Annotated in this window: 7 protein-coding genes; 2 read left to right on the top strand and 5 right to left on the bottom strand. The window is 35.1% G+C overall.

Translation table 11 applies throughout. The features are described from left to right. Positions 1-237 precede the first annotated feature (237 nt). Positions 238-447 (top strand): transcription antiterminator/RNA stability regulator CspE, encoded by a 210-nt coding sequence (gene cspE, locus AC5LW9_RS05600; protein ID WP_065619463.1) that lies wholly within the window; start codon positions 238-240, stop codon positions 445-447. 156 nt (positions 448-603) lie between these two features. On the opposite strand, the gene gapA is transcribed toward cspE, so the two are convergent. Beyond that, on the bottom strand, positions 604-1,599 hold the full coding sequence (gapA, locus tag AC5LW9_RS05595) for a glyceraldehyde-3-phosphate dehydrogenase (RefSeq protein WP_025315031.1): 996 nt from the start codon (positions 1,597-1,599) through the stop codon (positions 604-606). A gap of 918 nt (positions 1,600-2,517) precedes the next feature. Between gapA and mutS the strand changes: the two genes are divergently transcribed. After that, complete coding sequence (gene mutS / locus AC5LW9_RS05590; RefSeq protein WP_493456473.1) at positions 2,518-5,076, top strand: DNA mismatch repair protein MutS; 2,559 nt, start codon at positions 2,518-2,520, stop codon at positions 5,074-5,076. Between the two features lie 128 nt (positions 5,077-5,204). Here the strand turns inward: mutS and dld are convergent, their stop codons facing one another. The 4 genes from dld to AC5LW9_RS05570 all read right to left on the bottom strand — a co-directional run bounded on the left by dld (position 5,205) and on the right by AC5LW9_RS05570 (position 12,389). After that, the gene (gene dld / locus AC5LW9_RS05585) at positions 5,205-6,920 is read right to left on the bottom strand and encodes a D-lactate dehydrogenase (protein WP_065737446.1); all 1,716 of its coding nucleotides are present in this window, start codon (positions 6,918-6,920) and stop codon (positions 5,205-5,207) included. A gap of 1,176 nt (positions 6,921-8,096) precedes the next feature. Beyond that, positions 8,097-9,089 carry a hypothetical protein gene (locus AC5LW9_RS05580; RefSeq protein WP_493456472.1) on the bottom strand — a complete coding sequence of 331 codons (993 nt, stop codon included), beginning with the start codon at positions 9,087-9,089 and terminating at the stop codon, positions 8,097-8,099. A gap of 48 nt (positions 9,090-9,137) precedes the next feature. Then, positions 9,138-10,130 (bottom strand): hypothetical protein, encoded by a 993-nt coding sequence (locus AC5LW9_RS05575; RefSeq protein ID WP_198226598.1) that lies wholly within the window; start codon positions 10,128-10,130, stop codon positions 9,138-9,140. Further along, positions 10,131-12,389, bottom strand: a complete 2,259-nt coding sequence (locus tag AC5LW9_RS05570; RefSeq protein ID WP_493456471.1) for a hypothetical protein — start codon at positions 12,387-12,389, stop codon at positions 10,131-10,133. Between the last annotated feature and the right edge of the window lie 9 nt (positions 12,390-12,398).

Here is a 12,398-nt window from a genome sequence, read left to right as displayed (position 1 = left end):
AATTTATATAAAACGGCACTCTAAGATTAAAAAATTGTCATTAAAACCTTGCTTTCGATTATAATTTATGCGGTAATAGTAGCAGACTTATAACGCAGTATTTTATTATGAAAACGATTAACTTTTTTTATGTAATGTTAATCATATTTTTAGTTTTGAGTTGAATTAATAATACTAAGTGAAGGTCTATTCGTGCCTTAAAGGCAAATTATTAATTATTGTTAGGATGTCTAGTAAATGAATAAGAAAACTGGCCAAGTAAAATGGTTTAACGAGAGTAAAGGTTTCGGTTTTATAACCCCTACCGATGGTAGTAAAGACGTATTTGTTCACTTCTCAGCTATTTCCGGCGACGGATTTAAAACTTTAGCTGAAGGTCAACAAGTCGAATTTGCTATTCAAGATAGCCCTCGTGGACCAGCAGCAGCTGAAGTTGTTGTTATCTAACCAACTAATTTCTTTATTAGTTTGAATGCAAAAGCCCATTTAACCAAATGGGCTTTTTATTGCATTTATAAATTGTACATTTATAAATTGATGACAATCTTGTAATAAAAAAGCGACCCAAAGGCCGCTTATTGAAATAATTATGAATTGCTTCTATTATTTAGAAACTACAGCGATTAAATCTAATACTTTGTTAGAATAACCTACTTCGTTGTCATACCAAGCAACAAGTTTCACGAAAGTATCGCTGATTTGGATACCTGCTTTCGCATCAAATACAGAAGTACAAACTTCACCTAAGAAGTCAGTTGAAACAACTGCATCTTCAGTATAACCAAGAACGCCTTTCATTGGGCCTTCAGATGCTGCTTTGATAGCTTTACAGATATCTTCGTATTTAGCTGGTTTAGCTAAACGCGCAGTTAAATCCACTACAGAAACGTCTGGAGTAGGAACACGGAAAGCCATACCAGTTAATTTACCGTTTAATTCAGGGATAACTTTACCTACAGCTTTAGCTGCACCAGTTGAAGATGGGATGATGTTTTGAGCAGCACCACGACCACCACGCCAATCTTTGTGAGATGGACCATCAACAGTTTTTTGAGTAGCTGTTGTAGCGTGAACAGTAGTCATTAAACCTTCAACGATACCAAAGTTATCATTGATAACTTTAGCTAAAGGCGCTAAACAGTTAGTAGTACATGAAGCATTAGAAACGATATCTTGACCAGCGTAGTCTTTATCATTAACACCCATTACAAACATAGGAGTGCTATCTTTAGAAGGACCAGTTAAAACAACTTTCTTAGCACCAGCTTGAATGTGTTTACGAGCAGTTGCATCATCTAAGAAAAGACCAGTTGCTTCAGCAACAACATCAACACCGACTTCATTCCATTTTAAGTTTGCAGGATCTCTTTCAGCAGTAACGCGGATAGTTTTACCGTTAACGACTAATTTGCCATCTTTAACTTCAACAGTACCGTCGAAACGACCGTGAGTTGAGTCATATTTAAGCATATAAGCCATATATTCAACATCTAATAAATCATTGATAGCAACGATTTCGATGTCTGAACGTTTTTGAGCAGCACGGAAAACAATACGACCAATACGGCCGAAACCATTAATACCTACTTTGATTGTCATAACAATTACCTTCTTTTTTGTGTTTTTAAATGTAAAAAATCTTTGCTGTAAGCTATCAAATTTTAACGGTTTATTCAAGATCATTCGATCAAATTAGACACGAATTCATTAAATAGTTTTAACTAAAAATTACTGGAATAAGATGATTAGCAATAAAATCATTTACTTATTCAAAACATTCAACCTAACAAAATAAATAAGTAAAAAATAGTACTTAAAATTAAAACCATAGTAACGGCAGACTTAACTACATGACCATCGTTCACTTTATACTGCATAAATTATGTATTTTATTAGTCTATATGCTTATTATTGCTTAAAATTATGTTTAAATGCTCAATTTTTCACTTTCAATGGTAAAGATAAATTTGAAATAAATAAGGTAAGATTATGTGTAAGGATTTTCAAAATACTTTCAAAGCTTAGATCTCACAATACGCAATTCATATTGACGTTTATACAACATAGCGACCTACATTGACGCTTAGCTTTTTATATCAGCAGATAAACCCTTATGTGAATTTGATTATGCAACTTAAAAAGTTCAAATTAAGATTGTTGAGTACAATTGCTAAAACAGAAGTTTTAAACTGATAAAAAATCACCTAGTGATTATAACTTTTGGTAATATAACTGACTATTGCAAGCACAGATTTCAACCAAGAATATCAACTTATTACCACCTATTTTGAATTTATACAAACCATTTAAATAATAGGTTATAATAACCGCTTATTATCTATGATTTAATACACAATTAAATTGCATAAACTTTATTGATTATACCTTTTGGTATATCACAAATTGAACGTTATTGCCGTTACCGACCATAAAAATAGCAAAATCTTAGATTTTGTAGAAAGTTAGATAGTGTAATACAGTAATCGCCTGAACTTTAAATAAAAAAGAAATACCGCCATGATAAACGAAGACAATTTTGACAACCACACTCCAATGATGCGACAGTATCTAAAGTTAAAAGCTGAAAATCCCGATATCTTGTTGTTTTATCGTATGGGGGATTTTTATGAGATGTTTTATGATGATGCCAAGCGTGCCTCACAGCTTTTAGATATTTCGTTAACTAAACGTGGTGCTTCTAATGGTGAACCGATTCCTATGGCTGGCGTGCCATATCATGCGGTTGAAAGCTATTTAGCTAAATTAATTTCCCTTGGTGAATCGGTCGCGATTTGTGAACAAATCGGCGATCCTGCGACAACTAAAGGCCCCGTCGAGCGAAAAATTGTCCGTATTGTCACACCGGGTACCGTCAGTGATGAATTATTATTAGAAGATCGGAAAGATAATTTATTAGCATCAATATGGCAATCAAAAAACCATTATGGTTATGCCACACTCGATATTAGTTCTGGGCGATTTTTCATTTTTGAAACGGAAAGTTACGAGTCAATGCAGGCTGAATTGCAGCGCACCAATCCGGTCGAACTACTTTATCCAGAAGATTTTCAATCAATGGCTTTGATTGAACAACGTAATGGGTTAAGACGTCGCCCAATTTGGGATTTTGACCTTGAAACCGCCAAACAGCAGCTTAATTTACAATTTGGTACTAATGATTTAGTCGGATTTGGGGTGGAAGATTGCAGTTATGCACTTAGCGCAGCTGGCTGTTTACTGCAATATGTCAAAGATACACAGCGCACTGCCCTACCGCATATTCGTTCAATCATCAAACAATCAGCTTTCGACTTTGTGGTACTTGATGCGGCAACGCGGCGCAACCTTGAAATCACCGAAAATTTATCTGGAGGTACGCAAAATACGGTTGCTGAAATTTTAGACAAAACCCAAACCCCAATGGGTAGCCGTATGCTGAAACGCTGGTTACATGCTCCTATTCGTAACATAACCTTATTACAAAACCGTCAGCAGGCAATCAGTGAGTTACAAAACCATATTGATGATATTCAACCGTTATTAAAACTGATTGGCGATCTTGAACGAATTTTAGCTAGGCTTGCATTGCGTACCGCTCGCCCACGTGATTTTGCCCGTTTGCGTGATGCATATAACTTATTGCCTCAAATGCAGCAATTACTAAACCAACTCAATGCGCCAGCTTTAGTTGGCTTGCGAGCTAAAATCAACCAATTTGATCACATTGCAGATATTTTAACGCGAGCAATTGTTGAAGCGCCTCCGGTAATAATTCGTGATGGTGGTGTTATTGCCACTGGTTACAATGCCGAACTTGACGAACTGCGCAATCTTGCAGATGGCGCCACGAATTATCTAGAACAATTAGAAATAAGAGAACGTGAAACCTTAGGTATAGACACTCTCAAAGTAGGGTTTAATGCTGTACATGGTTATTATATTCAAATTAGTCGAGGACAAAGCCATTTAGCACCTATTCACTACACACGACGCCAAACGCTTAAAAATGTTGAGCGCTACATCATTCCAGAGCTTAAAGAGTATGAAGATAAAGTCCTCACCTCAAAAGGTCGTGCTTTAGCACTTGAAAAACAGTTGTATGATGAATTATTTGATTTACTTATGCCACAGCTTGCCGATATGCAACTGAGTGCCGATGCTATCGCTGAACTTGATGTACTCACTAACCTTGCTGAACGGGCATTAACATTAAACTATCAGCAACCAACGCTTGCAAATAAAGCGGGAATTAATATAAAAGATGGTCGACACGTGGTGATTGAACAAGTATTACAAACCCCATTCATCGCCAATTCCCTGCAATTATCGCCTGACAGACGGTTGTTAATTATTACTGGGCCGAATATGGGTGGGAAAAGTACTTATATGCGCCAAGCGGCCTTAATTGTTTTACTTACCTATATTGGTAGTTTTGTACCTGCATCACAAGCAATCATTGGACCGGTTGATCGCATATTTACTCGAATTGGTGCGTCTGATGATTTAGCATCAGGCCGTTCAACTTTCATGGTCGAAATGACTGAAACGGCTAATATTATGCATAATGCCACTGAACAAAGTCTAGTACTAATGGACGAAATTGGACGCGGTACTTCAACTTATGACGGGCTATCCTTAGCTTGGGCATGTGCTGAAAACTTAGCAAACCAAATCAAAGCGATGACGCTCTTTGCTACCCATTATTTTGAATTAACGCAATTACCTGAGCATATGCAAGGTGTTTATAACATTCATTTTGATGCCATAGAACATGACAACACGGTGGCCTTTATCCACGAAGTATCTGAAGGTGCTGCCAGTAAAAGTTTTGGTATTGCGGTGGCAGGATTAGCAGGCGTACCCAAACAGGTATTAAAACGCGCCAAACAAAAGCTAAAAGAGCTTGAAATCATTTCAAAACAAGCAGCAAATAGTCACGTTGACCAATCGCAACTGAGTTTTGAAGCAGTAAGCGAACCTTCAGAAGTTGAAGAGGCTCTCAAACAGATTGATCCTGATGCTTTATCACCAAAACAAGCGCTTGAAGTGTTATATCAATTAAAGAAAATGCTTTAAAACCATATTGAATCAATAAATGATATATACCCAATGCTAAACATTGGGTAACATTTTTATTAGACTCGTTATTACTATAGCATTTCCCAATAATGACAATTTTAAGGCAGATAAAATCTGCCCGATTATCACTGCCAATATTTCTTCTTAGATGTTTTACCTATTCCTGGATTAAAGCTATTAGTTGGATCTAGCGCATGATAGAATTTTTTCAAATCCTCATTAGCATGATACAAATGCCCAACATTATGCTCTGCTGGATATTGAGCTCCACGCTGATCGAGTATTGCTAACATCTCTTCTTCCACTTTACTACAATCAGTACCTTTTTTAGCAATATAATCTTGATGAAATACAGAACAGAAAAAATGGCCATAATACAATTTATAGATGAAATGCTGGCTAATACTTTCAGGTAACGTTTCGAACCAATCTTTATCATTGCGTCGTAAAGCAATATCCAACGCCACTAAATCCTCAACCGTTTTGGTATGTACATTACGATACACTGTAGCTGCACCAGCAACGGCAAAACGGTGCAACATTGCAGCCTCTGCTTCTTTATTATTACAACGGAAATAACTGCCATCACGTTTTTCAGCTGTAGAACTATTATCAAAGTAAGATTTCAAAAATGCTTCAGCTTCGGCAATACCTTCATCTGACATTTTTAAAATCAAGTGATGCGCATAACGATCACGATAATCACGCAGAGATTTTGGCAAATGATTTGGCCATAATTTACATACCGTTACTGCGAATTTATCGGAAAAGCTACCAGAAAAACAAGGAATTTTACTCATTATTCGATCGACAAAATTCTTTAATGCATACATCTTTGGTATGGTATCAGTGCCCAGCTTTTGAATCGCCAAAAACAGATGTTTACCATATACTGCCGCTATATCAAAGGCATCTCGATGAATATACTCTCCCGATACGGGCAAATTTTTAAATTGTCCTAAAATATGACGGCGAATATCATCCAATTCATTGGTATTATTCGTTCCTATATAAAATACCGCCGTATTTTCTTCTAAAGGAAACGTATCTAACCGAACAGCAAATACCATCAACCGCCCAGCACTACCTGATGCTTCATAGTGACGAGCTGGATCTGCGTTATACCTTGCTGGTGTATCAGCATCGATTTGACGCACATGATCACAATAATCATGATCATGCCCCAAACCAGCATCTCGCTGAATATCTTTATCGGAATAATTATGATTTTGAAGATTTTGCAAAATGGTATCGGGATCATTACCTAATTCAATTCCTAAATGATTTACCAATTGCAACTTACCTTGTGCATCAAGCTGAGCAAATACCGCCATTTGTGTATAAGCAGGACCGTGCTGAATCAGGGCGCCTCCTGAGTTATTACATACTCCCCCCATCACCGACGCCCCAATACAAGAAGAACCAATGACCGAATGCGGACCACGCTTATATTTTTTCAACTCTTTTTCTAAACGAAACAACGTACTACCAGGTAAACAGACCACCTGTTCGCCATTTTCGATAACATTAATGCCATCCAAACGACGAGTACTAACAATTACAATTGGGCGATCATAATCATTACCGTCTGGTGTTGATCCCCCTGTTAATCCGGTATTTGCAGATTGAGTGATCACTATGACATCAGCTTCCACACACGCTTTTAATACATGCCACTGCTCAACAAGCGTACCGGGCAAAACCACCGCCAACGCATCGCCTTTACCAAAACGAGCACCTTGACGGTAAAATAAGGTACGTGCAGGATCGGTTAATGTATGTTTCTTGCCCACAATGGATTGTAGTTTTTCAATAAACGCCGTTGTTTCGTTGCTGTTCATAGTCTTTTTTCCTATATAAAAAATTAAAAGATCACCCAAAATTGCAATTGATTATTTTATAACCGCTAAAATAAATAAAATAGATACATATTGTGCTATTAAAGAAAAAGGAGAAAATAAAAAACAAAATGAACAAATAAATCCAAAAATGTTGATAAAAAATATTATCGTTATCGATAAACAAGACAATCGTAATGATGATCAGGTTAGCTCAAAAAATTTTGCCTAATAAAAAGTGTATTTAAGCTTATACGTTGTAATCACATAACAAAAAATATCAAAAATTTTACCCTAATTTTTAAGATGACTAAATTTATAAAACAATTCTCTTAGCAAATAAACCATTATTTATAAAACATGCTTATTCCCTATTATCTTTTTTCATAAATAGCTGTTACCAAGTTATCTTTAGATAGATTTGCTAACTTTCACTGCAATAAATCGCGTAACTTTGTGATTTTGAGTTAACTCCCGATATTCAATTTTGCCAACAAAATATAGTTAAAATTTGTGGTCTAAATATAATCAAAAAAGGATTAATAAATCTTGGATTTTATGGATTTTGTATTGAGGATTATTTAAGACTTTATATCAAAAAATTTCATCTTACTGAAACATACCCATAACCTGAAACTTTTTGACAAAATAACTGACAGCACAACGGCAAAAAATACTTTTTAAAACTATTACTAAGATATTGAATAGAATTTAGGAAATATCTAATAATTACATTTAGATTAATATAAAAAAATAATTATATTAATAAGTTAAAATTATTTTTGTAAAAAATATTCAGGAGTCTATACCATTACATTATTAAAAAAGTACTTTTTATGAATAATTACTTTCTTTCTATAGTGCCTGCATTCAAGTTTTACACAGTTTAATCTACATTTTATAAATAGACTCAATAAATTTTTTTATCATATCCTCATAGTCCCTCTTAATATCACTCTTATACTTTCACTCTTGAACAATGCCTAAACCACATAACATTTTATTACCATCAAAATTTATCAAAATGACAAATCTATTATCATTACATTTGTCGTCATTCAACCAATGGCTGGATATGTCGCAGTAATATGAAAAACCGACTACCTAAACAATATTATAGAGGTGAATACAGTCTAATATTTTGGCAAGGATCAATTCAGTATAATCTTTTCTATTTACTCATTTGCAAATTATTTCTTTCTTTTCAATAAGATCAGCAATCATCATATCATCATCACCATTACTAATGCTTACTTCCATATAACTATATGCAGCCTCATATTGTTGACCATTATAGCGGTAATAAACAATTTGATGTTCTGCCGAACTATACCTACCACTTGTAAAAAAATCTGGCATACCATTACAAATAGAGTTTAATGGGTAAAAAGGAGCTTCATAAGAATTAAATAGTAGTTTGGGTTCAATATCGGGTTTTAATAAATAAATCCATGCTTGTGTATTAGCCTGATTACCAAAAACTTTACATTCCGCAATAAACAGGTCACCTACATTCGCTTTGCATATATCATAAAACACATTAGTATAAGGTTTAGATTTATCCTCATCGTAAGAATAACTTCCATAAGCTGAAAGATCTTCACTACCACAGTTATCATCAGTACTTAAACTTGCTACTAATTTTTTAATAATTAAATCCATTTTTTTATCACTAGCCAAATCAACTTTACCATTGCATAATTGGCCACTTGTTGGTGGGCGATCAATGGGAATACTGATATACAGAGGATATAATTGACTAATAATGGCATCCAATGCTTTATCTAAACAAGCAGTATCCTTACACTGTGATATCAACTTATTTTGCTCAACAATTTTTCCATCTAAATTCCACGGATCATCAACTAAGGTAATCGTCGAATATTGAAGAAAGCGCGCCTTAAATAACTTATTTGCTAATGCAGGGTTATTGCACGTATTAGCCGGATATGCCGCTTTTGCCTCATCGACCATCTTAATTGTATCATCATCACTATCATCAAAGCCTGATAAGCTAATATCCAAACATGGATTAATTAACAAAGTTGTTGATAAGTAAGGAGGGGCAATTTGATCAATACTAGGAATAGTTCTCTCTTGTTTAATTTGTTGAGCGTAAGCAGGAAAAATAGTTATCAATAAACTTAATAAATAAAAAGTTTTTTTTATCATTTAAACATTTCTCCTTAATTATTTCCTACCAAATGTACTCTCTTTTTTTTATTTACAAATTATTTCTTTTTTTTCAATAAGATCAGCAATGGCCATATCATTATCATCACTACTAATGCCTACTTGCATATAACTATATGCGGCTTCATATTGTTGACCATTATAACGGTAATAAACAATTTTATGCTCTGCCGAGCTATACCTACCACTCGTCATAAGATCTGGCATACCATTACAAGTCGAGTCTAATGGATAATAAGGACCATTATAAGAATTAAATAGTAGTTTGGGTTCAATATTAGGTTTTAACAAATAAAACCATGTTTGTGTATTAACCTGATTACCAAACATTTTACATTCCGCAATAAACAGGTCACCAATGTTCGCTTTGCATATATCAAAAAGCACATTAGTATAAGGTTTAGATTTATCCTCATCGATAGGATTATCTCCATAATCTGAAAAATCTTTACTACCACAGTTATCATCAGTACTTAAACTCGCCACTAATTTTTTAATAACTAAGTCCATTTTTTTATCACTAGCCAAATCAACTTTACTATTGCATAATTGGCCACTGGTTGGTGGGCGATCAATGGGAATACTGATATACAGAGGATATAATTCACTAATAATGCTATCCAATACTTTATCTAAACAAGCAGTATCCTTACACTGTGATATCAATTTATTTTGCTCAACAATTTCTACATCTAAATTCCACGGATCATCGACTAAGGTAATCGTCGAATATTGAAGAAAGCGTGCCTTAAATAACTTATTTGCTAATGCAGGGTTATTGCACGTATTAGCTGGATATGCCGCTTTTGCCTCATCAACTATCCTAATTGTATCATCATCTTTATCATCAAAGCCTAATAAACTAATATCCGCACATGGACTAAGTAATAAAATTGTTGATAAGTAAGGAGGGACAAGTTGATCGATGCGAGGAATGGCTCTCTCTTGCTTAATTTGTTGAGCGTAAGTAGGAAAAACAGTTATCAATAAACTTAATAAATAAAAAGTTTTTTTAATCATTTACATTTCTCTCCTTGGATAATCTTCTGGAAACTCTAAAGTCAGATTATTTGTTGCATCAGGAAACTTCATCTCTGTTAATACCGCTAAACAATTTCCATAAGCAGAGCATCGTTGATCGAAACCATTTAAAGTAGAGCTATAAAAATTATTAATTACAGCTGGTAAGTTAACCTTAGCAGAGGCATGCCAAAATGCAGAACTTCGATAATAGACCTTTGTTCCCTGATTTCTTACTGCATTAATGGTTACTCGTTCTAAAGTGTGTGTTTCATCGGCATATTTTGCCATACTGTTCTTAATCCAATAAAAACCTGCCGAATCGGTTGGGTCAATATTGGCTTGGTTAGTCACTTCCTCACGCCATATAAAATACTGATTTAAGTTTGGAAACTCTGCATCTTGAAATCTATCTCGATTCGCTTTTCTTTGACTACGGTCCATGATTTCTACCTCATGATGCCTAGCTATCAAGGTTTCAAATTCTTGCGAAATCTCTCGACCTCTAAATTGCCAATAATACTTGTAATTGTAAGGTTGAGTGAGTTGCAATAAACCTCTACCATACCAAGGACAATACCAATTTGAACTACCGTTCTTTTCTGGTAGGTCTCCAAACCAACCACTCTCTTGAAGCGCATTACCAAAAAAACAAGCCATCCTTAATGGCGTATTGATGCAATATTTTCTTAACATCTTATTAATATTCAATCTAAGATCTTTTCTTGCCTTATTATGCACAGGAACTCTTTCCCAATTATTCCCTCTAATGGCATATGTAGGAACTAACTGTTTAAGCTCACTTTCACTTAGCCACCCACATTTCCTAAAATGCTTAATAAACTCAATGGGCGGGCAGTGCCAATGATTTGCATCTATACCTATATTGGCTTGTTCCCAAAATGTCATCGCTTGTACATGGTTTTTAAACCATGTGAATTGTTCATCTGTCTGGTTTCTACCGCCTTGATTTGTAGGATTTTTAATCCATCCAAATCGTTCTTCGAAATTAGCATTTTGCCATTCGGTTGGAAATTTATAGAATATTTTTTGTAATTTTTGTTGAATAGAGGATTCAGTTAAACGTGTTTGCTTTTGTGCATCTGTTAAACGAGCAAAAGAGCCAGCGGTACCATTATCTAAAATTGTTCTGACAATTTCAGAGTCACAACGACTGTCGTTATTAGTATCATCATCTGCAACACCCCAACCTTTCCAGAAAGGAAAATCCGCATCACTGTATTTTTTGATTGCCTCAGTATTAAGATTGACCCAAGTATTGCCACTGGCAGTAGGTATTTGTCGATAATGTGTTGGGGTATCTTGAGCTGTTTCTGTGCCTAATATTCTGCCAAAACGTAATAGTTCATAACCTGCCGTTGGCATAGAGGAACAAATTTTTGATGATTGGTCAAAAAGATTGTACTCATGAACACTTCCTCTAGGACTATCGCCATTTGTAGTAACAGGTTGGCCTATTTGTGTACCATTTTCATCATAAGCGGTAAAAGTACAATTACCACTATGGTATTTCATCTCTAAATAGAGCGCTTGTCCTAATGTATCACCTGTAGCGGTATGTGTATAATGGTTTGTATTATGAACTCCATTGTAAGTTGGAGTATCGGCTGGTAAATAAAAATACATATTTCCGAAACAGCTGCTTGTTCTACCATGTCGGTTAATGTAATGAGTAATATGTCCTTGTCGGTTGGTATAGTAGTTAGCGCCATTTCTATTTAAGGTTATTGAACCAATAATATTTTCTATTTGATCATCAGCAGCGATGATTTCAAAATGAATAAGGTTATCTTGTCCATAAATTTGACCGGCACCACCAAGCTTTGCTTTACGATATATATTATTACCTTGTTTTAAATCGTTTTCTATACGATTTAGGTGCATATAGATCGAGTAATAGGTCACTGTAATATTTTCGCCAATTTCCGTTTGATGCTTTATAACGATGCAACCATTATCTGTCCATCCTTTATTAGGGTCATAAAGAGGATGCTCTCCCAGCTCGGTTGGGTTAGTTGGCCTAGCGGTGGGTTGTCTTAAATAGACAATATTTCCATCCGCGATGGCTCTGACTGGACTATCCGAATCAGGTGCTTGTAAATGTATTCCTCCATGCCATTGCATCTCAAAACTTACAGGAAATTTGCCGGTTAAGGCCGGTGTCATTGCACGACTAACAAAAGTTTCATCTGACTCATTTGCTCTCGCATCTGGTAAAAAAGGAGGACTTATAATCATTCTACTATT

This window comes from Gilliamella sp. LMG 34360 (genome assembly GCF_984568995.1).
Note: the sequence above shows the minus strand (reverse complement) of the source record. Positions and strands in the feature narration are given on the sequence as shown.

Excerpts from the sequence above, each read along its gene's own strand:
- dld (WP_065737446.1), bottom strand. The coding sequence starts at position 6,920 with ATGAACAGCAACGAAACAACGGCGTTTATTGAAAAACTACAATCCATT.
- AC5LW9_RS05570 (WP_493456471.1), bottom strand. The coding sequence starts at position 12,389 with ATGATTATAAGTCCTCCTTTTTTACCAGATGCGAGAGCAAATGAGTCA.
- mutS (WP_493456473.1), top strand. The coding sequence starts at position 2,518 with ATGATAAACGAAGACAATTTTGACAACCACACTCCAATGATGCGACAG.
- gapA (WP_025315031.1), bottom strand. The coding sequence starts at position 1,599 with ATGACAATCAAAGTAGGTATTAATGGTTTCGGCCGTATTGGTCGTATT.
- AC5LW9_RS05575 (WP_198226598.1), bottom strand. The coding sequence starts at position 10,130 with ATGATTAAAAAAACTTTTTATTTATTAAGTTTATTGATAACTGTTTTT.
- AC5LW9_RS05580 (WP_493456472.1), bottom strand. The coding sequence starts at position 9,089 with ATGATAAAAAAAACTTTTTATTTATTAAGTTTATTGATAACTATTTTT.
- cspE (WP_065619463.1), top strand. The coding sequence starts at position 238 with ATGAATAAGAAAACTGGCCAAGTAAAATGGTTTAACGAGAGTAAAGGT.